Origin of the sequence: Streptomyces diacarni (assembly GCF_003323715.1) — a bacterium.
In the GTDB taxonomy this organism is placed as follows: Bacteria; Actinomycetota; Actinomycetes; order Streptomycetales; family Streptomycetaceae; genus Streptomyces; species Streptomyces diacarni.
Genome location: NZ_QOIN01000066.1, coordinates 204,105 through 227,630, shown reverse-complemented (window position 1 = coordinate 227,630; position 23,526 = coordinate 204,105). Strand labels below are relative to the sequence as shown.

Below are 23,526 nucleotides of genomic sequence, written 5' to 3'. Positions count from 1 at the left end.
CGAGTCGGCGCAGCGATCACCTTTCCAGAAAGGAGAGATCGTGCAGCAGAGAAAGCACCAGATCCGCACCAACGGGGAGACGAAGAAAATGGACTCTGTTGACATCCCGGTGAACTTCAACTGGAACCGCGACGAGAGCCCGCTCTCGCCCCTCCCAGCACAGATCCCCGGTGAGCCGTCGCCCGAAGACGTCGCCGGCGCGCAGGTACTCTCCGAATGCCTCCGCGACGGCCTCCAGGGCATACCCGGATATCCGACGGTCGAGGAGATGATGCGGTATCTGCACCTCCTCGACGAGTTCGGCGTCAAGTACGCCACCGTCGGCATCTACCCGGGCGAAAAGGGCCGGCTCAGCGGCGTCATGAAGGATCTGCTGGGGCGCATGAAGGACGAAGTGCCCGACGTCGTCCCCTCGGTGCTCTCCATGTGCACGGAGGACTCACTCCAGTGGACCGCCGAGTGCAAGGCCATCCACCCGGCCCTCGAGTCCGTCGTCTTCATGGGCACCGCCCCGTCGCGCCGACTCGTGCAGGGCTGGGACCTGGACTTCATCCTCGACCGCCTCGACACGTTCATCAGGAAGACCGTGGAGCTGGGCATCCCCGTCATCGCGGGGACCGAGCACACCACCCAGACCTCCCCCGAGGACCTGCGCGCCATCGTCCGCACCCAGATCGAGGCCGGCGCCTCCACCGTCGTGCTGGCGGACACCATCGGCATCATCCGGCCGCTCGGCACCTACCGGATCGTGCGCTTCGTCCGCGACGAACTCGACGCCCTCGGCGTACCGGACGTGCAGCTGGACTGGCACGGCCACCGCGACACCGGCAACGCGCTGGGCAACGCCATGATGGCGATCGCCGGCGGCGCCAAGCGCATCCACGCGGTCGCGCGCGGCGTCGGCGAGCGGTCCGGCAACGCCTCCCTCGAGGAGACCGTGCTGAGTCTCGCCGCCATCCAGCAGGAGGCCGGGCTGCCGATCTCCTGGGACATGTCCCGGCTGTTGGGACTGATCACCTACTACCAGGAGATGGTGGGCGTCCCCACCGCTGAGCACGGCGTGCTCGGCAAGCGCTTCAGCCACACCTCCTCGGGCATCCACTCCGACGCCATCCTCAAGGCCCACGCCCTGGCCGAAAAGGCCCACAAGGAGGGGAACGCTGAGCTGGAGGCCAAGCTGGTGGACATGGCCAGGACCGTCTACTCGGCCATCGACCCGGCCTTCGTGGGCGGCACCCAGTCGGTGACCGTCAGTCCCTGGAGCGGCCAGAGCACGGTCAGGCTCGCCTACCTGCACAGCGGACGCGACCCCCGGGAGCTGCCCGCCGAGACCATCGAGAAGGCCCTCGCCCTCGCCAACCAGCTGGGGCGCGAGCTGACCCCGGACGAACTCGAGGAGTGCCTGGCCAAGGCATAGGCAAGAGCCAAGGAGCCCGGGCGCTCCTGCACAGTCACGACAGCAGCAGGTAGGGGAGTTGCCGCACGATGCCACGAACCATGTTCGACAAAATCTGGGACGCGCACGTGGTGCGTGATGAGCCCGGTGAGATTCCGATGCTGTACATCGATCGGCACCTCACCCACGAGGCGACCTCGCCCCAGGCCTTCGCCGGCCTGCGCGAACGCGACCTTCGGGTGCACCGCCCCGAGAGCGTCGTCGCGGTGATCGACCACAACGTGCCCACGGTGCCGGGCCGCAGGCTGGTCGACGTCGTCGACGACCAGAGCGTCATGTGCATCGAGACGATGGAGGAGAACGCCCGGGACTTCGACATACCGCTCCTCGGCATGAACGACGAGGAGCAGGGGATCGTCCACGTCATCGGCCCCGAGCTGGGCCTGTCGCTGCCCGGCATGACGGTCGTGTGCGGCGACTCCCACACATCCACGCACGGCGCCCTCGGGATCTTCGCCGTGGGCATCGGCACCAGCGAGGTCGAGCACGTGCTGGCCACCCAGTGCCTGCTCCAGCAGAAGCCGAAGACCATGCACATCGAGATCGGCGGGGAGCTGTCGCCCGGCGTGACGGCCAAGGACGTCGCCCTCGCGGTGATCGGACGGCTCGGCACCGGTGTCGGCACCAACCACGTCATCGAGTTCAGCGGCTCCCTCGTCAGCTCCCTGTCGATCGAGGGGCGGATGACGCTGTGCAACATGGCGATCGAGGCCGGTGCCCGGGCCGGCATGGTCGCGCCCGACGACGCCACGATCGAGTACGTGCGTGGACGGCGGTACGCGCCCACAGGCGAGCTCTTCGAGCGGGCTGCCGAGCAGTGGAAGCAACTCGCCGGCGACCCCGGCGCCCACTTCGACGCCGTGCACGAGGTGGACCTCGGCACCCTCACCCCGCAGGTCACCTGGGGCACCAACCCCGGCATGGTCACGGACGTGACGAGCACGGTGCCGGACCCCGCCTTCGAGGACGACCCGGTGGCGCGGCTGGAGACCGAGCACGCCCTGGAACACATGGGCCTCACGCCGGGGCAGCGCCTCCAGGACGTCGGCGTCGACGTCGTCTTCATCGGCTCCTGCACCAACTCGCGGATTGAGGACCTGCGGCTCGCGGCACAGTACGTCTCCGGGCGGCGCGTCGCCGACGGGGTCCGGGCCATCGTCGTGCCCGGTTCGATGACCGTGCGCCGGCAGGCCGAGAAGGAGGGACTCGCGGACGTCTTCCACGCGGCCGGCTTCGAGTGGCGCGAGGCGGGGTGCAGCATGTGCATCGCCATGAACGGCGACCGGCTTTCGGCCGGCGAGCGGTGCGCCTCCACCAGCAACCGCAACTTCGAGGGGCGCCAGGGCCGCGGCGGACGGACCCACCTGGTCAGCCCCGCCACCGCGGCCGCCACGGCGGTGGCCGGCCGCTTCGCCGACGCACGAGACCTGTAGAGAAGGGGCCTGACGTGGAGCAGTTCGTCACACATTCCGGCATCGCCGTGCCGCTGGCACGGACCAACGTGAACACCGACGACATCATCCCCGCGCGCTTCTTGAAGTCGATCCGCCGCTCGGGTTTCGGCAAGAACCTCTTCGCCAACTGGCGCTACCTGGAGGACGGGCGCACCCCCAACCCGGAGTTCTCCCTCAACCGGCCGGGCTCCGAGGGGGCGAGCATCCTCGTAGCGGGCGAGAACTTCGGCTGCGGGTCCTCCCGTGAGCACGCCCCGTGGGCACTGCGCGAGTACGGCTTCCGGTGCGTCATCGCGCCGAGCTTCGCGGACATCTTCCACAACAACTGCTTCAACAGCAGCATCCTGCCGGTCGCGCTGGAGTCCTCGGAGGTGGACACGCTCTTCAAGATCCTTCAGGACGGCGGGCCGACCACCTTCCACATCGACCTCTCCAGGCAGATCGTGACCGCCGGGGCAGGGGACGTGTACCACTTCGAGATCGACCCGTTCAAGAAGAGCGCGCTGCTGGAAGGGCTCGACAACATCGGCTGGTCACTGAAGCACCTGGACGAGATCCACGCCTACGAGCAGCGCCGCCGCCAAGAGGCCCCCTGGCTCTTCACCGAGAAGTCCGCCAACTGATCCGCCACACCGCAAGGAGTAGGAGACACACATGGCAGAGTCGCAGATGAAGGTCCTCGTCAACGACGAAGAGCAGTACTCCCTGTGGCCGGAGTACCTCTCCGTCCCGAACGGCTGGCGGGACACGGGCGTCGCCGGTTCGAAGGAGACCTGTCTGACCTACGTGAAGGAGGTCTGGACCGACATGCGCCCGCTGAGCCTGCGCAAGCAGATGGAGGAGTCGGCCGGCCGGGCCGCCGCGGTGTAACCACCGTGGCCGTGCCGGCGGTGTGGGCGATCCGGCGGAGGCCACCTCCGTGTCGCCTTCGGCACCGGCACCGGACGGTCCGTCCTGGGTCGGCCGTCCGCAGGCCGTACAGCCGCACCCGGCAAGAAGCTCGGCGGGACCGAGGTGCGTGAACAGCTCAGCATCCTGCGGCTCTTCCTGATGCTACGGCTCTTGGTGGCGCCGCGGCCGTTCCCGTGGAGGGTCGCCCCGGCGTACTGGTTCGCACCGGCGGGCTGGTCGGGACGCCTGCGACCGGTTCGTGCGCCTGTGCGGCCCTCCCCCGGCGGGCGAGATCGCGGTGCTCCAGGAGGAGCGCCGCGGTCTCGCCCACTCCTCACCTCGGCCTGAGTCAAGTAGCCGCCGGACGAACGCGCGTGACATGCGCACACGAGGGTCTGTCAGGCGCGACTCACCCGCGATCGCTGCACGTATTTCGTCTGTCTCCCAGCTCATGCGGGCATCGTCGCGCAGGTGGCCAAGCCCACCGCAGCCGAGTGGTCAGTCGGCGAGGCGAAGGTCGGTGAGGAGGCGGAAGCGTTCCAGGACCGCAAGCGTCGCGTCGTCGACGGTGAACTCGGGCTCCCCCAGGCCGGCACGCATCTCCTCACTGTGCCAGAACCGTTCGTGGCCTGCCCGCCAGTCCCCCACGCTTGTGTGCCCCTCCCCCTCGTCCACCACGTGGCCGAGATCCACCTGCGCCAGCGGGACCACGCGCACCTGCGTCACCTCGATGACCGCGACCGGCCGGTCATCGGAGTCGACGACGACCGCGCGATTCCCCACTCGCGGCAGAGGCTCTCCTCCATACTCGTAGTCAACGACAAGACTTGTCGTGGACGTTTTCGCACCGCTGAGGATCGCTGTGACGAGTTGGTCACGCAGTGGGCCGGGAAAGCCGAACTCGGCCCTGGGCATCGACGCGAGGTCCGCGGATGAGAAGGAGTCTGCAGGCATGCAGTCACAGTAACGACACCTCCGCGCCGCACAGATCCTCCCTGAGGGCGCACTGTTCAGGTCAGTTGCGGTGCGGCCGACGTGGCGAGGGTTCCCTGAGACGCGGCAGCAGTGTGGTCCGGGTGCCGTGCGTCGGAGGGTGCTGCCGGTGCGAGCTCGGGCCCCCGGCGTGGTGGAGCCGCGAAGGGCCCGCGGAAAGATGCCGTGCTGTCCGGGGAGCCCGAGCAGATCGGGTACACGTCGTGGGGCGCCAAGGTGGCCCACGCTCCACCGTCCGAGTCGGGAGCGCTCGCCGCTCTCATTGCTGCTGCGGCCAGTCGCGTGCTGGGTGGATGCCGAGTGCGGTATAGGCGGCCTCGGCCACCCGGCCAGGGGCGGCGTCGGCGGGTGCGAGGGCGAGGAAGTCCGTGGTGGTGCCGGTGTAGGTGAGGTGACCGGAGTGCAGAACGGCGACGTGCTGGGACTCCTCGGCCAGGTCGGCGATGTCGTGAGTGGACAGCAGTACGCGTACGTCACCGGTCAGGGAGGTGAGAGTGTCGCGGAAGACGCGGCGCTGGTGCGGGTCCATGTCGGCGGTGGGTTCGTCGAGCAGGAGGACGCGGGCGCTGTGGACAAGGGCGGAGGCGACCCCGACACGGCGTAGTTGACCACCGGAGAGCTGTTTGGTTTTCGTATCAGCGCGGTCCGTCAGGTCGACGCGTGCCAGAGCGCGCGCGGCGGCGTCCCAGGCGTCACGCTTGTTCATGCCCTTGAGCCAGCCGGTGTAGGCGACTTGTTCCCGGGCGGTCAGTCCGGCCATGGCGGTGATCTGCTGCGGCATCCAGGCGACAGCGGCTCGGTAGGCCTTGTGCTGGGAGTCGCTTCCGTCGAGTTCGACGCTGCCGTGGCGTGGTCTTGTGACCCCTGCGGCGAGGCGTAGAAGGGTGGTCTTACCGGCACCGTTGGGGCCGAGCAGAACGGTGAGGCCGTCGGGGACGGTGTAGGTGAGGTTCTCGAGTATGGGGCGGGCACGCAGGCCGTAGGCGTAGGTGCAGCGGGTCAGAGTCAGTGTCAAGGGAGCCTCCGGGGGCGTGGCTGCCGCGAGGGATGTCGGCGTTCAGATGCCGGATGTGGTGGCGGGGCGAACCAGCAGTGCGGCCAGACCGCCGGCACATGCGAGAACGGCCGCTGCGGCGGCGATGGGATCGGTGCTGGGGCGTAGGAGGACAGTCCAGAAGTAGATGTGGCCGTCCGGGGCGCTGCCCAGGAAGAGCACGGCGAATCCCCACGCCACGGGTGCCAGCACGGCTCGTGAGCCGGCCACGGAACGCACCAGCAGCATCAGCCCCACCAGGAAAGCGGTGTCGCGTCCGAGGTTGAGTCCGGCGTCGGCGCCGCTCAGTTTCCACGCCAGGAGCGCGGTCGCGCAGGCAGCCAGGACCGTGGCCCCGGCCAGCGCGGTGTCCATCCAGGCCACACGGCGCGTGGCGGTGGTCTCGGCTGCCGGCAGGCGGGAGTCCAGGCACAGCGCCAGTGCGGCGCACAGCAGGATGGGCAGAAGCGCGATGACCGGCGCGGGCAGGGTTCCGGCCAGGAATGAGGGAAGGTCGAGGACCGTGTCCCGCCACAGCACGGCCAGGAAGCAGAACGGCAGGAACATCCCGGGCAGGACCGTGTGGGCGCGTCGCGCTTTGATCCACCACGTCACGGTGTGCCGCCCCGGGCCGGGCAGACGCGGGCGAGCATCGTGCGGTACCAGGAGCGCTGCTGGGTATCCGACCGCTTCAGTACCGCGTTCACGCGCGCTTTCACGTGTGCCACGCGCGCGTCTTCGGCTCGCTGGATCCGGGCCAGGTCCGTGTCGTTCCCCGGGTCGATGACATCGCCCCGGAGTCCCTTGAGGTAGCGCTCGTCCTCCCCCACCTGGTGTGCCTGCCAGAGGTGGAGCGCGGAAGCGTCCGCTCGGTGCGGGTTGGCGCAATGCAGGGTGCCCGCGGCGCGCAGAACCCGGTACCGCAGCGTGCCGTCACGTTCAGCCTGTGTGAGTGGCAGGTGCCACTCGGTGCCGGTGGCGCGGTATCTGCCTTCCAGGAGGGAGTCGGTCACCTTGCGAGGCATGTCGATACGGACTCCAGCGGTGCGCAGGGTGGTGGTGACGTCGGTGATCGTGTTCCGGGTACGGTCGAGGATCTGGTCCGCCTGGTGTGGAACGCACACCCGTGGCAGCTTGCCGGCGCAGGCCATGGGCAGGTGGGCGCGCGTGGTGGGTGGTGTCTCTTCCCAGTCGGAGGCGATCCGGTAGGCAGTGGTGGAGGCGCCGGCGGTCACGAGGCAGGCTGCCACCACGGCGACCACCCGTGTGAGCGTTGATCTGCTGCCGCACCACAGCAGCCCGAGCCCGGCAGCGAGACCTGTCGTAGGCAGAACATGAGCGGCCAGAGAGGACCACGTGGCCAGTTCACCGAATGCCAGGAAGACGGAATACGAACCTGACAGGTGTCGGCTCCAGTTGGCGCCGCTGTCGCTGAACTGGCCGGCCCCTGCGAACGCGACGAGGTAGAAGACGCCTACGGCCAGCAGAGGCGCAGCGAGCAACCGGGGTGCGAGGCGGCCTACGGTGAAGCCGATGACGCAGTGTCCAAGTGTCAGAACGGCCGCCATGGCGGGAAGCTGGAGCGATCCGGGGGTGGGGGCCACGCCCTCCTGTGCCAAGGCCAGACCGGCTGCCAGCGCGAGCATCAGCCAGCCGAGTGCGAGCACCGGCCACAGGGCACCGGCCGCGATGGATAAACGCGAGCGCACCGAGGCGAGTCGCCACACCCCGTCCTGCATGAGGCGGCCCGCTTCCCAGGCGCTCAGGGCTGAGACGATCGCGTAGGTGAGGCCGTAGAAGGGTTCCAACGCGAAGGAGACGACTTCCGGCGCGTACGGCAGAGCGCTCCGTGAGGCGGGGTAGTCGATACCGAAGACGTGCACCGCGTAGAAGAGAGTGAGTGCGATGACGAGCGGGGAGGCCCACAGAGCGCTGCTCGTGCGTATGCGTGCGCGTAGATTCATGATGCTCCGAGGCGGTGCTGGACGTGGCCGAGCGGAGCCATTTGCCGGTCCGGTGCAACCGTCAGCTGAGGGGCGTCCGCAGCCCCTTCGACCGCACCGGCCATCGGGGCGCCGCCGAGAAGCGAGGCGGTCATGAGCTCAGTGACAGCAGCAACGCCGGCCTCGACGAGATGAACGTCCATAACGGAAAGGAATCCTCCGCTTATTCCGTGAACGTCTTGTGTATGGCTTGTGACCGTATACGCCCGTTGCAGCGAAGATCAATACAGCTTTCCACGCTTGGCCTAAAAGAGCTGACGGATGCGCTCCCCTCTGCCGCTGTGAACCAGAGGAGAGCACAGCCACGAAGAAGTAGCTGTTGCGTCGCTGTCCATCACGCATGGCACAGCCACCTACGTTTGGCTTACGTACGCAAGGTGGTGGCCCCCGCACCGTCGTCAAGCGGCCACGGCCGCATGGTCACAACAGCTACCACTCACACTCGCGCGAAGGCCTTCGAACGGACAGGCGCGGGCCCGACGGGAGTTGAGCCGAACCGGGACGGGCCGCTGCGGTTGATGGGTCTTCCGCGCGGGGGCGCTTGCCCCGGCACCAAGCGCCGGGTTCGGTGAAGCAGCCGAGTGCAGGCCGCCGACTCCAGCTGGGGAGTCCCCGAAGCAGGCGTACCTGGCGGTCCGCTCCGCGCCGACCCTCTTTCCCCTCACGAACTCCTCCACCCCCGATAGGCGGCTCTGAACTCACGAGCATTTCCCGCACCGAATCACCGGCACTTTCGGGTGAAGTGGAGCTGAGGGAAGGTTCCGTCCCCTTCGTGCGGCAACAACACACAATACCGGTGCATTCAACGCGCCGGAGAAACCACGTTTCGGTTCTTATTCGGGGCGGGAGACGGGGTCATTCCCTGCATCGAGGGCTTCCTCGATGGCGCGTGCCGGATTCCTGGAATGTCGAGAGCAAGGAGAGGAAACCATGGAACCCAACTCTCTGGACGCCGTCGTCAGCTCGGTGCGGGACAAGGACCCGGTGGTGCTTGTGCACTACCTCACGGGCGGCTACGCGAAGCGTGCCGGAGACCTTCAGGTGGTGCCGGACAAGGTGGCCAAGAGCTCCGATATGAGCCACCGGTTCCGCATGGAGCTGGAAGGCAACCACGAGGGCAACAATCTCTACAGTTTCGAGAACTTGAAGCAGATCGACGACAAGGGGCGCCTTGAGGAGAAGCGCTTCATGAGTGCCAATCCTCGCGACATCTCCGACGGTATCATCTGGGAGAAAAAGGAAGCGCTCACCAAGGGAAGCGACGAGGCCAAAGCTCAGGCATGGTATGTGATTCCGCAGGATTGCGGCGGCTATGCGCTGCTGAATTATCTGGATCCGACGTACCTGCTGGGCATGATCAACAAGACGCCGAACCTGGCCGCCTGCGGCCGACCCAACGAGTCCGTCTTCGGCGTCACCCCGCTCATCGGCATCTGGGTCATCGTCAAACCCCGCGACAAGGAGTGCATCCACCAGCACACCCCCGAGGTCTGACCAACGGCTCAACGCCTGAGGCCCGTCCGGCGCAGCGGCGTCCTCAACAGGCCGTGGCAGCCATGAGGTTGTTGGTGCGGGCCGTCGCCCCTAGTGGTTCCGTACGGCTCCGGCGTGCCGGGGGCGGCAACACGACCTCGCCGACGGGGACCTCAGCCTCGCAGCCGGGCCGGCCACGGTGTACTCCGGGCGGGTCCGGCCTTCGAGTATTCCAGCTCGCGCCACTGCGGTGAATCGGAACGAGCGGCCCCGAGAGCCGGTCACCCGGATCACGCGTTGGCCCGCGCCGATGGCGCAGACGTCAGCCGAGACCCGACGAGCGGCGGAGGAAGCAGGAGGTTGACAGATCACATGACGCGAAAGGATGCTTTCACGTCATGGATTCCGACAACCTGCTGGGCGACCTCGCTGTCACGGACCCCAAGGCGATGCGCGCTCTGTCCCATCCGGTGCGGCTGGCGATTCTGGACCTGTTGCGCCGCGACGGTCCGGCAAGCGCCACGGAGCTCGCCAAGGAGATCGACGCGTCGCCGTCGACCATCAGTTGGCACCTGCGCCACCTGGCGGGCTTCGGGCTGGTGCGTGACAGCGAGGGCGGCTCGGACCGCAGGTACCGGCGCTGGGAGGTGGTAGCCCGTGGCTTCCGCTTCGAGGCGCCGGAGGACCCGGACGACGAGGAGGGCAGATCGGCTGCACGACTGCTGTCCCAGCAGATGTTCCTGCAGGCAGGGCAGACACCGGCCCGCTGGGCGGCCGACGTCGAGCCGGTCCTGGAGCCGGCCTGGCGTCGACTGGCCGGCCTGGCCAACACACGCGTCGTACTCGCCCCGGACGAGCTCGAGTTCATCCAGCGCGAGTTCGAGCGCGTACTGGCGCCCTTCGTGTCCCGCGACGAGGCCGACTGGCCGGCCGATGGCCGCCGGGTACGGCTGCTGCGCTACGCCCTTCCCGAGCAGGCCGATCTGCCGACGGAGGCACCAGTTGAGTGACGCGGCACCGTCCGCGGCGCCTGCCCCGTCGCTCTGGCGAGACCGGCGGTTCCTGCGCTTCTGGTCGGCCCAGACGGTCTCCCACCTCGGTGACCGCATCACCGAACTGGCACTGCCGCTGATCGCCGTGACGACGCTGCACGCCTCCGCCAACGGGGTGGCGTGGCTGACAGCACTGATATGGACCCCGAACCTGATAGCCATCGTGCTCGGCGCCTGGGTCGACCAAAGGCCCCGCAAACGCCGGCTGATGGTGGCCGCCGACCTGGCCCGTGCACTGGTGCTGCTCAGCCTTCCGGCAGCGTACCTGGCCGGAGCAGTAACGCTGGGGCACCTGTACGCCGCCGCGCTGCTCATGGGGACAGCCGCGGTGCTCTTCAACACCTCGTACTCGGCCTTTTTCGCACATCTGGTGCCCCGATCGTCCTACGTGGACGCCAACAGCAAGCTCAGCACAACTCGCTCGGCCTCTCTCGTGACGGGCCCGGCACTCGGCGGGGCACTGGTGCAGGCGCTGAGCGCTCCGGCCGCCCTCGTCGCGGACGCGGCCTCGTTTCTGGCCTCCGCCTTCCTGGTGGGGCGCATCCGCACCGAGGAGCCCCCGCCCTCCACGTCACAGCCCTCTGTGCTGCGCCGGGCGCGCGCGGGGATGGTCTTCGTGGTCCGCCACCCGGTCTTACGGGCCACCCTGGGCTGCGCCGCCACCGTCAACTTCTTCACGTTCATCTCCGGCACCGGTCTGACGGTCCTGTTCGCGACCCGCGAGCTGCGCCTTTCGGCCGGTGGGATCGGTCTGGCACTCGGGGTGGGGGCGATCGGTTCACTGCTGGGCGCGGTGATCGCACCTGGAATGTCACGCCGCCTGGGCGTCGGGCCGAGCATCGCGGTAGGTGCGGTGCTCTTCCCTGCGCCCATCGCCATCGCGGCGCTTGCCGACGGCCCGCTGTGGGCGCGCGGCGGAGCTCTGGCCCTCGCGGAGTTCCTGGCCGGAATCGGGGTGATGTTCTTCGACATCAACCTCAACTCCCTGCAGACCGCCGTCATCCACGACGGAATCCGCAGCCGCGTCGCCGGTGCCTACAGCACCGTCAACTACGGCGTGCGCCCCCTCGGCGCCGCCGCCGGCGGCGCACTCGCCACCACGATGGGGCTGCGACCGACACTGCTGTTGGCCGCTGCCGGCGGCGCGCTGTCAGTCCTATGGCTGCTCTTCTCGCCCGTGCTGCGGATCCGCGATCTGGACCAGGCCCCCACCACCGGCCCACCCGACAAGACCGACGAGCCGGCGCCCACTCCGAACTACCCCGGCCCGCTCAGCGAGGCGGACGCGGGAGCAGCCACCGAACGATGACCAACGGCACCCCTACTGCCGGAGAACGGGGTGCCATGGCGGGGTCTGCCAGCGGCTTTCGGCAAACGGAAGACCGTCTACGACGCCGTCGACACTGGCCGGTGGACGGCACACGTGGGACAAACCCGCGCGGGCTCCAGGCGGAGACCGACGCGGACTGCCGCATCGACTGGTCGATGGTGAGCGTGGACTCGACGCCCTGTCGCGCTCACCAACACGCCGCCGGAGCACGCAAGAGGCCGCCGCGAGTACCGGGAAAAGACGCGTGCCCCAGCAGCACCGTTCTGACGAAAGACTCGGCTGCTCCCGGGGCGAACTCGCCCGCAGCATGCATCTGACCGTCGAGGGAGGTCGCCGCCCGCTCGCATTCCTGCTCGCCCCGGGCCAGTGGGGCGACGCTCCGCAGCTCATCCCGGTCACAACACGCGTCCGTGGGACCGTCAGAGCGGCGGCCCCTCGCACCCAGCCCGGTCACCATGAAGGTGCCCGGGAAACAGCGCGCCTATGTCTTCCACGGCACGGCCACCGTTGCCGCGCTGCGACTATGATTTCGCTGAGGCAACACAGAACTCATTGCCCTCCGGATCGGCCATCACCACGTGGTGTCCGCCGAACTCCTCCAGGATCCTCCCGCCCGCCCCCGCCAAGCGCTCGGACTCTGCCTTGATCCGCGCCCACCGCTCGTCAGGGCTGCCGTGTCCAGGCACCCGGACGTCGATGTGGAGCCGGTTCTTCGCCGTCTTGGGCTCCGAGACGGTGAGGATGGACAGGCGGGGGCCGACGCCGGCGGGATCGCAGAGCCACGCGCCACCGTGCTCGGTGTCACCTTCAGGGAGGTCGAACTGCGCAAGCCACTCCTCGCGTGTCGTGAAGGGAGCGGGCGGTGGCTCGTCAATGTAGCCCAGTGCCGTCTTCCAGAACGCAGCAAGGAGCTGCGCATCCGCACAGTCAAGCGTCAGATCGATGTGAACTGCCATGGCAGGACCGTACAGCGCGCCTCTGACAACGCTCCACGACGAAAGAGCGGCCCTTGCTGGTCCGTCGTGATCGGCCGGACACAACGCCCAAGGTTCCGCCGAGAGTACTCCTTCATGTGAGCGCGCCCTCCGCAGCGGGCTCCCGCCTCACGGCAACGAGCGTGTCAGCCACACCACTTCACCGTTGTCTTCCATGGAAACGCGATCCCGCTCGAAACCGAGCTTGTCAAGGACACGGAGCGACGGTGTGTTCCAGGCACCGACAGTCGACCAGAGCCGTCTCCGCCCCGTCGCGACAGCAGCATCCAGCACCGCGCCGGCCGCCTCGGTGGCGTACCCGTTCCCATGGACGCGCCGGAACAGCTCATACGCGATTTCGGGCTCCTCCACCGTGGAGCGGCCGATGATGAGCCCGCAGTAGCCGATGAAGTCACCCTCGTCACGGCGCAGGATGGGCAACAGAGCGATGCCCGTGGTCGCCGTCGCGGTGAGCATCTCCGCGAGGGACTCCCGGACGTGCTCAACCGTGAACGTGCCGCTGTCCCGTTCGCAGAGGAGAGCGCAGAACTCAGCGGCATCCGACTCGACCCACGGCCGCAGTATCAGCCGCTCGGTCTCCAGATGCAACGGCATCGTCTCGTAGGTCGACATGCCCCCACCCTGCCCCATCCCACGTCACGACAACAGCCGGAGGGAACAGGCACCCACCAACCGGGCACCCCGCTTACCGTATCGGCCGATGTGTGCGTCCAGCAGGAGGGCACTTGTGTGAGCAGCGACAGGTGCGGCACGGGCCGCCGGCCACCGGCCGCGTCGAGAGGCGTGTGAGGCGGACCGCGGCGGGCTCAGGATGTCGCCGCCGCTCCCGTCGGCACCCGGAGTTGCGGCTCCGACCGCAGTCCGGCGACGTCCACCCCGCTCTCGGACAGCAGACGTTCGATCTCCGCCGCCGACTCAGCGTTGGTCCCCTTCTCGTCCAGGAGCGCGGCCAGCAGGTGGGTGGTGCCGACCGTGGGGGAACTCTGCGCAGAGGCGATGAGCTGGGTGACATGCAGGAGGCGCCGTTCGAAGTCGGCGGGGCCGCGCACCTCCGAGGGCCTCCCCTCCGCGACCCCGGTGGTGGGAAGGGATACTCGGGCTAGTGTGTCCTGCCGTGCACCGTATCGGCGGAGGAGTCGCGCTCCCTGATTCGCTTCCGTCAGGTTCTCAGGTAGCTCGCGCCCCGCGACGGCCAAGGACCTGTCCAGCGCCAGGATGCCCAGCAGCATGTCGACGGGGGTCATCTCAGACGCCCCTCGCCGTACCGCTCCTCGTTGTGTCTCCTGGCGCACCGCACTCACGACCGCGGAGCCGAATCCGGCACCGCCGCCGAATATCCAGAAGGTGAGCTTCCGCGTCAGCGGATTACCGCTCTTCCCGAACGTCCCTGCCTTACGCAGCACCAGCACCGTGGCGGACTCCGGCGCCTCTTCGTCGCTTTCCCGCAACGCGTCGAGCGCAGTCGACGCTGCCGTGACGTCCAGCTTCTCCAGCACCATGGCCTCGCGGGCGCGCGTGTCGGACAGCTCAAGCAGTGCGCGCGCCACGTGACGGACGCGCACGGCAGGGGTGCCCTCTTCCCGTGCGGCTTGAAGCGCCTTGCGCAGGCAGGACCGCAACGCGCCGGTCATCAGCCGGAGTTCGAGACCTCCGTGCTGCTGCTCCACCTTCTTCTTCCGGTTCTTCCACAGCAGCCTCTTGGTCTCCTCCAGCCGGACCTCCCGGAAGAAGGCGTCGATCTCCCGCTCGTCGTCCGGGCTTCCCACCCTGCCCTCGCCCGCGTCCTCACTGACCCACACGCGCGTTCCCCGGCACCCGATCGAACCCCCGAGCGAACCAGAGGCTTTCATCCCGGGTGCGATCGCGGAACCCGCGGCCCAGTCACCCGACACGAGCGCGTACAGCACGCTTTCCGTACCGACATCCTCGCGTTCCTGCTTGTCCACCGCGCGCATCGCCTCGAGCAGCAGCTTGACGACGTCCCTCTCGAACTCGGTGGTCACGCCGGCGTCGCGGTCGGACGTTCGCTGTTCCATCGCGCCTTCCCCTCCGTGCTGTTACCTGCCGAGAGCGACGCTAGCCCCTGCTCCCCCGCCTCCGCTTCGGCCGACCGGCCATGCCCGCGATCCGATCGGCCGGATGCTCCCGTCCGGACGGACGACAGCGTCACGCACCCCACGAGCTTCCTGGCGACCCCGCACACGGCTGGCCGCGACGCACGGCGGGAAAGACCGCCGCGATCGGGGCGAATGCGCACCTGTTGGCCACAGCCATCGACGAGGACCGAATCCGTCCTCGTCCAGCGGCGCCCTCGCCCGCGCCGCCTTCCGTGCACCGGCCAGGTGACGGGGTCCGCCCGCGGCTGGAGCCTGTCCCCGCGATGGGTGGAGGGAACCGGCGCTCAGGGGGCAGCGTCCATCAATGCGCAAGATCGCTAGTAGGCGCAGAGGAGCTCGAGATGACTGGCACAGCCACCCGTTACCTCTATCTTGTCCGGCATGGTGAGGCATCAGAGGACGAGAGCGGGCTCACGGAGGCTGGACGGCGGCAAGCCACACTGCTCGGCCAACGCCTTCGAGACATCTCCTTCGCAGTTGTTCACCACGGTCCCTTGCCGCGGACAGAGCAGACCGCACGCCTGATCGGCAACCAGCTGAAAAGCGTCCCTCTGCAGGTCTCGGATGTCTCCGGCGACTACGTGCCCTATGTACCAGAACGGGCAGAACTCCCGGTGGACTCAGCAGACTTCTATCTCCACTTCCTCGCTGGTACCACCGACGAGGAGCGCAAGCACGGACCTGCGCTGGCCCGTCAGGCGCTGGATCTGTTCACGGGGGCGGTAGACGGCAAAGAGGACCGGCACGAACTTGTCGTCACCCACAACTTCCTGGTCGCCTGGATCGTCCGAGACGCCATGCATGCACCGAAGTGGCGCTGGCTCGGCCTCAACCACTGCAATGCTGCACTCACGGTCGTCCGCTACGCGCCCGGCCGCTCCGCCTCTATCCTCGTCCACAACGACATGCGGCATCTACCGACCGACCTGCGCGGGACGGGCTTTCCACCCGAGCTGTACGTCTGAAGGTGACCGTCAGCCCGTCGCCGCGTGGGCGTCGAACAGCGTGTCCCTCCAGAGCACTGGTCGGTTGATCTGCCGCGCCTGCCCGGTTAGTGATCACTGATGTGCTGTGGTGCCGGATCGACCAACTGATGTCAGCCGATCCGTTCCGTGGCAGGCGATGGGCCGACCACCGCTGCACGCTGGAGGCCATCGCGTGGAAGTACCGCACCGGCTCTCCATGGCGAAACTTTCCTGACAAGTTCGGGTCATCCCGCACAGCTCACAAGCGGCTGCTGCGCTGGGCCATGGACGGTACCTTGGAGAAGGTTCTCGCCGCTGCCCTGGCCATGGCCGAGGCTGACGACGACATCAGCTGGACCGTGTCCGTGGGCTCCACCGTTGTCCGGACTCACCAGCACGCCGCCAGTGCACTCAAGAAGAAGGTGCCAAGCCGAGCGGAGCCCGCTGATCATGCACTCGGCCGCTCGTGCGGCGGGTTCAGTGCGAAGGTGCATCTGGGCGCAGACGGCCGCCTTCATCCTCACCACGGGCCAGGTCGGTGACGCACCGGCATTCGAGACTCATGGCCCGCGTCCGCGTGCCCATGGCGGTCCGGGCAGGCCCAGGACTCGGCCACTGGCCGTTCTCGCGGACTGCGGCTGTCGGCGCTGCGGAGCGCCCGGATGCCCGCGACCACACCCCGGCCGACCCCCTCCGCGAAATCCGGCCCTTCCGGGGTAACCAGGATGTCCGATGCGGACTGGTCGGCTCTGCAGGCCGGTATGCGCGGGGTGCTGCTCAGGCCGGAGCAGGCCGCCTACGAGCAGGCCCGTCTCCTGGTCAACCAGCGGTTCGACGGAATCCGCCCCCAGGCCATCGCCTACCCCGCCGACGTCCACGACGTGGTGGAGTGCGTGCACTTCGCCAAGGCCGGCCGCATCCCGCTGGCCCTGCGCTCGGGAGGGCACAGCTACGCCGGATACTCCACAGGACCTGGGTTGGTGCTCGACGTCAGCTCCCTCAACTCCACTGCCGTGAACGGCGGGGAAGCCCTGTTCGGAGCCGGTGTCAAAGGCCTGCAGGCCCATCAGGCACTGGCCGCGGCCGGGGCCGGCCTGCCTCTCGGCAGGTGCCCCACCATCGGTCTGGCCGGGGTCACCCTCGGCGGCGGGCTGTCGGCGTTCACCAGGGCATGGGGCCTGGCGTGCGATCTCCTTCGCGAAGTCGAGATCGTCACCGCCGACGGCCGCGTCCGCCGCGTGCGCGCCGACTCGCCGTCCCCCGACGACGAGCTGTTCTGGGCCCTGTGCGGCGGGGGCGGAGGCAACTACGGCGTGGTCACCGCGCTCCGGTTCGCCACCGAGGACATCCGCGACCTCAGCTACGCCAGGTTCCTGGTCAGCTGGCCCACCACCGCGGCCGCGGCCGTGATCCGGGGCTGGACCCGCTGGATCGCCGACCCGACGACACCGCGTACGGTGTCCTGCGCCTTCGAGCAGCTCAGCGACTCCGGCATGCCCGCGCAGCCCACGGTGACCGGAACCTTCATCGGCGCCCCCGACGCTCTGGAGCCGGTGCTGGACCGGTTGGCCGCCGCGGTGGGCGAGCCCGGGACCGGCCGAGTGATCGTCGCCTGCGACTACGCGCGGGCCGCGTGCGAAGCGGATCGGTGGGGAGGCGGCACGCTGGGACCGCGCGTCGCCTTCGCGGCCAAGTCACACATCGTGCGTGAACCACTGAGCGGGGCAGCAGCAGCCGACATGGCCGCGGGCCTTGAGCAGCTGCACCGCTTCACCGGCGTGGGCGGGGCCAGTGGTCTGCTCATCGACGCACTCGGCGGCGCCGTCGGCGACCGGCCCCCGGGCGCGACCGCCTTCCCGCACCGGGCCGCCGTCGGCGTCGTTCAATACCACTCCTACTGGCACGAGTTCACCGACCGGCCACACATCGACCGCAGGCTTCACTGGCTACGCGGCATCCACGCCACCATGCAGCCCCACCTCGGGGTCGGTGGCTACACCAACGGCATGGATCCCGAACTCGCCGACTGGCAGGCGGCCTACCACGGCGAGAACTATCCGAGGATGCAGCGCGTCAAGGCCGCCTGCGACCCGGACCAACTGTTCACCTTTCCCCAAGCGGTCGTGCCGCCCGGGTGACCGCTGAGCGCGGCCACGCGTCGGCGACCGGTGCACGCAGGGGGCGTCGGCGTGACGCCACGCGGGCGCACCCCACCGGCTTCGCGAACCGGTGTCATCCGATCGGTTGACTGAGGGATGGCCTCTTGGCGCTATCGCACCGTCTCCGGATGAAGGATCGCTCACCTCGCCCCCGCGACCGAAGCTGCTTGCGAAGGATCCGCGGGGCTTCCCGGCGTCGACCGCAGCGGTTGTCGTGACGTGTGAGCACACCGTCGCCCCTGCGGGGACCGAGCCGTGGTCGCGAAAGGTGAGGTGGGGGGCGTGGGTGCGCCGTCGAGGAGCGCCGACCTGATGAGAGGGCTCAAGTCATGGCAGCGACTGGTGTTGGTCATGTCCCTGTGTCTTCTCGTCCTGCCGTTCTGGTTCGCCGCTGAGAACACTTACCGGTTCGTCGACGGGCACCATACGACGACCGACGGGTACGTCCGTTGCGAAGAGGGCGGCTTGTGCCACGGCACGTGGCAACTGCCTGGCGGGCAGTACGGCAGCGGCGAGATCACAGGCATGAGATTCGAATACGATGAAGAGCTCATCACGGACATACCGATATTCGCAGACCGGAATTGGGGGGTCCGCGAGCGCTCCAGCCTGATCGTTCGCGCGGTCGCACAGTCCGTCGGCGGCGCACTCGGCATGTCTCTCGTCCTTTTCCTCGCCGGGAGGCCTCGGGGTGGGCCCCGTGACGGAGACGGGAAGGAGTGAGGCGCGTCCGGCCTCGTCGATCGGGGTGTGGGATCAGCAGCGCAGCGGGCGGTACCGCAGGAAGTCGGGGGCGAGCGGCACAGGGACCTCCCGCGCACGGCCTCGGTCGGATGTGTCGAGGTCATACCCCCACGTAACCTCTTCCTGTGCCAGCCTCACGCCTGCAACGCGTCGCCGTCCTCGTGCTCGAGGGTGCGAAGCCGCTCGACATCGGGATTCCCGCGCAGGTCTTCACGACCCGCGCGAGCATGCCGTACGAGGTGCGGGTATGCGGAGCGAGCCCCGGTCTCGTGGCGGGCGGCGACGGGCTCGCGTACCACGTGGCCCACGGACTCGACGCGCTCGCGTGGGCCGACATCGTCTTCGTCCCCGGCTACCGGCTCCCGGACCGCAGAGACCCGCCGCGCGACGTCGTCGACGCACTGGTCGTCGCGCACGGCCGGGGCGCGCGGCTCGCCGCCATCTCGACGGGCGCCTTCGCGCTCGCCGCCACGGGCTTGCTCGACGGCAGGCGCGCCACGACGCACTGGCACTACACGCGGGCGCTCCGGGCCAGACATCCGCTCGTCCAGGTCGATGAGAACGTACTGTTCGTCGACGAGGGCAGCGTCCTCACCTCCGCCGGTGCCGCCTCCGGCATCGACCTGTGCCTGCACGTCCTGCGCGGCGACCTGGGAGTGGCCGCGTCCAACCACGCGGCCCGGCGTCTGGTCGCGGCACCGTACCGCAGTGGCGGCCAGGCCCAGTACGTGCCGCGCAGCGTGCCCGAACCGCTCGGCGAGCGGTTCACCGCCACCCGCGAGTGGGCTCTGCACCGGCTCGACGAACCCCTCACCCTCGACATGCTGGCGCGGCAGGCGGGCGTCTCGCCGCGCACGTTCTCCCGGCGTTTCGTCGAGGAGACCGGCTACACGCCGATGCAGTGGGTCATGCGCGCCCGCATCGACCTGGCCCGCGAGCTGCTCGAACGCTCGCAGCGCAGCGTCGAGCAGGTCGCCGCCGACGTCGGACTCGGCACCGGCGCGAACCTGCGCCTGCACTTCCAGCGCGTCCTCGGGACCACACCGAGCGAGTACCGGCGCACCTTCACGCGCGGCGAGTGATCCGTCCAGCAACCCTGGCGCCATCTTTCCACCGACTCATGTGCTCTCTCCGAGCCGAACGCGCGGCGGATTGCTTTTGAGCCGGCCGTTGGCGTGTTCCTTCGGAGCGGACCGCTGGCACGATCCTTGCGACCCCTGGCGATGCCGCCGCTGTCGGTGCCGCCGTGCGCGGGCGAGCCTGGTGGGGAAGAGAAAGGACCTCGCTCATGACTCGCATCGCCATCAACGGATTCGGCCGCATCGGACGCAATGTGCTGCGCGCGGTGCTGGAGCGCGACAGCGCTCTGGAGATCGTCGCCGTCAACGACCTGACGGAGCCTGCCGCTCTCGCCCGGCTGCTCGCCTACGACAGCACGGCCGGCCGGCTCGGGCGCCCGGTGACCGTCGACGGGGACACCCTCGTCGTCGACGGCCGTCGGATCACAGTGCTGGCCGAGCGGGAACCGGCGCGGTTGCCGTGGGCCGCTCTCGATGTCGATATCGTCCTGGAAGCCACCGGCCGCTTCACCTCGGCGGAGTCCGCCCGTGCCCACCTCGACGCGGGCACGAGCAAGGTACTCGTCAGCGCGCCGTCGAACGGCGCCGACGTCACGCTCGCGTTCGGTGTCAACACCGCTGCCTACGACCCAGCCGTCCACACGATCGTCTCGAACGCCTCCTGCACCACCAACGCGCTCGCGCCGCTGGCCGCCGTCCTCGACGAACTCGCCGGTATCGAGCACGGCTTCATGACGACCGTGCACGCCTACACCCAGGAGCAGAACCTCCACGACGGTCCGCACCGCGACGCCCGCCGCGCCCGCGCCGCCGCTGTCAACATCGTCCCCACCACGACGGGCGCCGCCAAGGCGATCGGCCTCGTGCTGCCGAACCTCGAGGGAAGGCTGTCGGGCGACTCGATCCGCGTACCGGTGCCGGTGGGCTCGATCGTCGAACTCAACACGACCGTGGCCCGCGACGTGACGCGCGACGACGTGCTGGCGGCGTACCGCGCCGCGGCGGAAGGACCGCTCCTCGGCGTCCTCGAGTACTCGGAGGACCCGCTCGTATCGTCCGACATCACGGGCAATCCCGCCTCGTCGATCTTCGACTCGTCCCTCACTCGCGTCGACGGCCGCCACGTCAAGGTGGTCGCGTGGTACGACAACGAGTGCGGCTTCTCGAACCGCGTGCTCGACACGCTGGAATTCCTCGCCACCCGCTGACCGGTCGCCAACGGTGCCGCGCCGCGCCTCCGGCGACCTTACCGAGCAGCACATACCGGCGGCCCGGCTCGAGACCGTGGGGGGCGGAGTCGGTGATCGTGGCATCGGAGTCGGTGGGCGGTAATGCGGTCGACAGCTCCCCTCGGCACCCGGCAGAGTGGCCGCCCATGACGAGCAGTGAGCTGTGGACCCGAGCGACCGCCGATCGCTACGACGCCGAGGAAACCGCGATGTCCTCGGCCGACGTGCTCGAACCGACTCTCGCCTTCCTCGCCGAGCTCGCCGAAGACGGCCGGGCGCTGGAGTTCGCCATCGGCACGGGACGCGTGGGCGTCCCGCTCCGGAAACGCGGCGTACCGGTAGTGGGCATCGAACTGTCCGAGCACATGGCAGCGGCCCTGCGAAGCAAGGTCGACGAGGACACGCTTCCGGTTGCCATCGGGGACATGGCCACCACCGTCGTCGCGGGCGAGTTCACCGTGGTGTATCTCGTCTACAACACCATCACGAACCTGCTCACGCAGGAGGAGCAGGTCGCGTGTTTCCTCAACGCCGCACGTCATCTGGCACCCGGCGGCCGATTCGTCATCGAGCTGAGCGTGCCGCCGCTGCGGTTCCTGCCGCCCGGCCAGGTCGCGGTGCCGTTCGACGTCTCCGAGCAGCATCTCGGTTTCGACACCTTCGACCTGATCGAGCAGATCCTCGTCTCGCACCACTTCACCCGAGACGGCGACGACGGCCGCTACCGCCAGGACGCTTCCCGGCACCGGTACGCATGGCCGGCAGAGCTCGACCTGATGGCGCGGATCGCCGGGCTCGAGTTGGAGCGTCGCGTCGCGGACTGGAACGGGACACCGTTCACACAGGAGAGCACGAAACACATCTCCGTGTGGCGCAAGCCGCTCTGAGGCGCACCGGAGCAAGAGCGGAAGCGACGCCGGCCCGCGTACGGACCGCAGTGCGAAGGGGCACGGTCCGTCCGCAGACCCCCGCCCCCTACAGGTCGAGGACGAGGCGGGGGGACAGCGCGCGGGACACGCACGGGTACATGTGGCCCTGGGGTGCACCGATGTCGTCCCGGTGCTCAGGGGATCCGTCCAGGACGGCGACGTCACAGCTGCCACAGACACCTTCGCGGCACCCGGCGGGGAGGGGGTGCCCGGCGTGGGAGAGAGCGTCCAGCAGGGACACGCCGGCCGGCACGGCGACGGTGCTCGCCGACCGGGCGCAGACCGCTTCGAAGGCCGTGTCAGGGCCGAACGTGCGGGCCGCAGGCTGGAACCGCTCGGCATGCAGCCGCTCGGCGGGGAACGCCGCTTCGGCCGCCGCCAGCATGCCGGCCGGGCCGCAGCAGTAGACCAGGGTGTCCGGTTCGAGGGTGGCGGCGAGAGCGTCGAGGTCCGGCCTGCCCTGCCGTCCGGTCTCCACGATCCGCACCCGGTCGCCGTGGGAGCGGCGCAGTTCGCCGGCGAAGGGCATGGTGTCCGCTGACGGACCCACATACAGCAAGGTGGCGGGGAGCGCGGCGGTGGCCGCCGCTCGCATCATCGGCAGCAGGGGGGTGATGCCGATTCCGCCGGCGAGGAAGAGGTACCGCGGCGCGGGGGCGAGCGGGAAGTGGTTGCGCGGCAGGGACACGTTCAGGGTGCGGCCCGGGCGCAGGAAGCGGTGCAGGTACTCCGAACCGCCGCGGCTGAGCGGGTCGTAGCGGACGGCGATGCGGTAGGCGTCCCGGTCGGCGGGGTCGCCGCACAGCGAGTACTGCCGTGTCAGCCAGTTGGGCACGGACAGGTCGATGTGGGCGCCGGGCTCCCAGGGCGCGAGTTCTTCGCCGGTGGCGCGCAGGGTGAGGGCGAGGACGTCCTCGGTGAGACGGTCGAGGTGTTCGACGATGGTCTGTTGCATCGGTTCTTCCTCCGTCGGCCGGTGTGGTCAGTAGAGCTCGCGGTATCCGGACTCAAGGAACTGCTCGAGCAGTGCGGGGTCCTGATCGACGCCGAACTGCGCGGCCGCGACCTCACCGATCGACGGCATGCCCTCGGCCAGTGCCTGGCTGGCGGGGTCCCACAGCCGGGAGCGGATCAGCGCCCGCCCGCAGTGGAAGTAGGTTTCGGCCACCTCGACGACGATTGCGAACTGCGGCTGCTTGGCCTCGGTGCGCATCCGCACCAGCACATCGGGTTCGTCGGTGACGTAGCCGCTGCCGTTGACGCGCAGGACCTCCCGTACGCCGGGGACGAGGAAGCACAGTCCCACGCCGTCGTTCTCGTCCAGGTTGCGAAAGGAATCTGCGATCTTGTTGCCGGGGCGGTCGGGGAGGGCGATGGTCCGCTCGTCGAGGACCTTCACGAAGCCCGGGTAGTCCCCGCGGGGCGAGCAGTCGGTGCGTCCTGCCGCGTCGGCGGTGGCCATCATCGCCAGGGGCGAGTGGGCGATGAAGCAGCGGGCGTACTCGTCGATGCGGTCCCGCACCTTCGCTTCGATCATGGGTTCCGGCGGCCCGAGCCGTGTCAGAACCTCACTCACGGAGATGCGGCGGGGGCGCGTGGAGACATGTGTCATGACAGCTTCCCT

General features: G+C 68.9%; 22 protein-coding genes and 1 pseudogene. 14 read left to right on the top strand and 9 right to left on the bottom strand.

The genetic code is table 11. The annotated features are described in order from the left end of the window. Window positions 1-40: 40 nt before the first annotated feature. From DTL70_RS30680 to DTL70_RS30665, 4 genes are all read left to right on the top strand, one after another. Window positions 41-1,417 carry a hypothetical protein gene (locus DTL70_RS30680; protein ID WP_114025263.1) on the top strand — a complete coding sequence of 459 codons (1,377 nt, stop codon included), beginning with the start codon at window positions 41-43 and terminating at the stop codon, window positions 1,415-1,417. 68 nt (window positions 1,418-1,485) lie between these two features. After that, window positions 1,486-2,889, top strand: coding sequence for a 3-isopropylmalate dehydratase large subunit (gene leuC, locus DTL70_RS30675; protein ID WP_114025262.1), 1,404 nt, complete (start codon window positions 1,486-1,488; stop codon window positions 2,887-2,889). A gap of 14 nt (window positions 2,890-2,903) precedes the next feature. Then, on the top strand, window positions 2,904-3,533 hold the full coding sequence (gene leuD / locus DTL70_RS30670; RefSeq protein ID WP_114025261.1) for a 3-isopropylmalate dehydratase small subunit: 630 nt from the start codon (window positions 2,904-2,906) through the stop codon (window positions 3,531-3,533). A 31-nt stretch (window positions 3,534-3,564) separates the two neighbouring features. Beyond that, entirely contained in the window at window positions 3,565-3,780 is a 216-nt protein-coding gene (locus DTL70_RS30665; protein ID WP_114025260.1) for an MbtH family protein, read from the top strand. A 519-nt stretch (window positions 3,781-4,299) separates the two neighbouring features. On the opposite strand, the gene DTL70_RS30660 is transcribed toward DTL70_RS30665, so the two are convergent. The 4 genes from DTL70_RS30660 to DTL70_RS30645 all read right to left on the bottom strand — a co-directional run bounded on the left by DTL70_RS30660 (window position 4,300) and on the right by DTL70_RS30645 (window position 7,791). Then, window positions 4,300-4,755, bottom strand: a complete 456-nt coding sequence (locus DTL70_RS30660; protein ID WP_114025259.1) for an ASCH domain-containing protein — start codon at window positions 4,753-4,755, stop codon at window positions 4,300-4,302. A gap of 298 nt (window positions 4,756-5,053) precedes the next feature. Then, the gene (locus DTL70_RS30655; protein WP_114025258.1) at window positions 5,054-5,809 is read right to left on the bottom strand and encodes an ATP-binding cassette domain-containing protein; all 756 of its coding nucleotides are present in this window, start codon (window positions 5,807-5,809) and stop codon (window positions 5,054-5,056) included. A 42-nt stretch (window positions 5,810-5,851) separates the two neighbouring features. Then, window positions 5,852-6,442, bottom strand: a complete 591-nt coding sequence (locus tag DTL70_RS30650; protein WP_147266843.1) for a hypothetical protein — start codon at window positions 6,440-6,442, stop codon at window positions 5,852-5,854. Next, on the bottom strand, window positions 6,439-7,791 hold the full coding sequence (locus tag DTL70_RS30645; RefSeq protein ID WP_114025256.1) for a hypothetical protein: 1,353 nt from the start codon (window positions 7,789-7,791) through the stop codon (window positions 6,439-6,441). Before DTL70_RS30645 ends, DTL70_RS30650 begins: the two co-directional genes overlap by 4 nt. A gap of 969 nt (window positions 7,792-8,760) precedes the next feature. Here DTL70_RS30645 and DTL70_RS30635 point away from each other — a divergent pair. The 3 genes from DTL70_RS30635 (at window position 8,761) to DTL70_RS30625 (ending at window position 11,664) form a co-directional block, all read left to right on the top strand. After that, entirely contained in the window at window positions 8,761-9,324 is a 564-nt protein-coding gene (locus tag DTL70_RS30635) for a hypothetical protein (RefSeq protein WP_114025254.1), read from the top strand. A 377-nt stretch (window positions 9,325-9,701) separates the two neighbouring features. Beyond that, window positions 9,702-10,313 (top strand): ArsR/SmtB family transcription factor, encoded by a 612-nt coding sequence (locus tag DTL70_RS30630; RefSeq protein ID WP_114025253.1) that lies wholly within the window; start codon window positions 9,702-9,704, stop codon window positions 10,311-10,313. Further along, window positions 10,306-11,664: an MFS transporter gene (locus tag DTL70_RS30625; protein WP_245980107.1), complete on the top strand. Its 1,359-nt coding sequence runs from the start codon at window positions 10,306-10,308 to the stop codon at window positions 11,662-11,664. The genes DTL70_RS30630 and DTL70_RS30625 overlap by 8 nt, the downstream gene beginning before the upstream one ends. 542 nt (window positions 11,665-12,206) lie before the next feature. Here the strand turns inward: DTL70_RS30625 and DTL70_RS30615 are convergent. From DTL70_RS30615 to DTL70_RS30605, 3 genes are all read right to left on the bottom strand, one after another. Next, a complete protein-coding gene (locus DTL70_RS30615) occupies window positions 12,207-12,641 on the bottom strand; it encodes a VOC family protein (protein WP_114025250.1) in 435 nt (144 codons plus the stop codon). A gap of 147 nt (window positions 12,642-12,788) precedes the next feature. Next, entirely contained in the window at window positions 12,789-13,292 is a 504-nt protein-coding gene (locus DTL70_RS30610; RefSeq protein ID WP_114025249.1) for a GNAT family N-acetyltransferase, read from the bottom strand. A gap of 194 nt (window positions 13,293-13,486) precedes the next feature. Beyond that, window positions 13,487-14,716 carry a Clp protease N-terminal domain-containing protein gene (locus DTL70_RS30605; protein WP_114025248.1) on the bottom strand — a complete coding sequence of 410 codons (1,230 nt, stop codon included), beginning with the start codon at window positions 14,714-14,716 and terminating at the stop codon, window positions 13,487-13,489. Between the two features lie 422 nt (window positions 14,717-15,138). On the opposite strand from DTL70_RS30605, the gene DTL70_RS30600 reads away from it, so the two are divergent. The 7 genes and pseudogenes from DTL70_RS30600 (at window position 15,139) to DTL70_RS30570 (ending at window position 21,860) form a co-directional block, all read left to right on the top strand. Further along, window positions 15,139-15,762 (top strand): histidine phosphatase family protein, encoded by a 624-nt coding sequence (locus tag DTL70_RS30600; protein ID WP_114025247.1) that lies wholly within the window; start codon window positions 15,139-15,141, stop codon window positions 15,760-15,762. A 128-nt stretch (window positions 15,763-15,890) separates the two neighbouring features. Further along, window positions 15,891-16,395, top strand: a pseudogene (locus DTL70_RS30595) (transposase); the annotation flags it as partial. Between the two features lie 92 nt (window positions 16,396-16,487). Then, a complete protein-coding gene (locus DTL70_RS30590; protein WP_181861141.1) occupies window positions 16,488-17,900 on the top strand; it encodes an FAD-binding oxidoreductase in 1,413 nt (470 codons plus the stop codon). A 333-nt stretch (window positions 17,901-18,233) separates the two neighbouring features. Further along, window positions 18,234-18,644 carry a hypothetical protein gene (locus DTL70_RS30585; RefSeq protein ID WP_114025244.1) on the top strand — a complete coding sequence of 137 codons (411 nt, stop codon included), beginning with the start codon at window positions 18,234-18,236 and terminating at the stop codon, window positions 18,642-18,644. 146 nt (window positions 18,645-18,790) lie between these two features. Further along, window positions 18,791-19,747, top strand: coding sequence for a GlxA family transcriptional regulator (locus DTL70_RS30580; protein WP_114025243.1), 957 nt, complete (start codon window positions 18,791-18,793; stop codon window positions 19,745-19,747). Between the two features lie 206 nt (window positions 19,748-19,953). Further along, entirely contained in the window at window positions 19,954-20,952 is a 999-nt protein-coding gene (gene gap / locus DTL70_RS30575; RefSeq protein WP_114025242.1) for a type I glyceraldehyde-3-phosphate dehydrogenase, read from the top strand. A 167-nt stretch (window positions 20,953-21,119) separates the two neighbouring features. Beyond that, a complete protein-coding gene (locus DTL70_RS30570; RefSeq protein ID WP_114025241.1) occupies window positions 21,120-21,860 on the top strand; it encodes a class I SAM-dependent DNA methyltransferase in 741 nt (246 codons plus the stop codon). A gap of 88 nt (window positions 21,861-21,948) precedes the next feature. On the opposite strand, the gene DTL70_RS30565 is transcribed toward DTL70_RS30570, so the two are convergent. Together DTL70_RS30565 and DTL70_RS30560 are read right to left on the bottom strand one after the other, a co-directional pair. After that, on the bottom strand, window positions 21,949-22,857 hold the full coding sequence (locus DTL70_RS30565; RefSeq protein WP_114025240.1) for a PDR/VanB family oxidoreductase: 909 nt from the start codon (window positions 22,855-22,857) through the stop codon (window positions 21,949-21,951). A gap of 27 nt (window positions 22,858-22,884) precedes the next feature. Further along, entirely contained in the window at window positions 22,885-23,514 is a 630-nt protein-coding gene (locus DTL70_RS30560) for an MSMEG_1061 family FMN-dependent PPOX-type flavoprotein (RefSeq protein WP_114025239.1), read from the bottom strand. Between the last annotated feature and the right edge of the window lie 12 nt (window positions 23,515-23,526).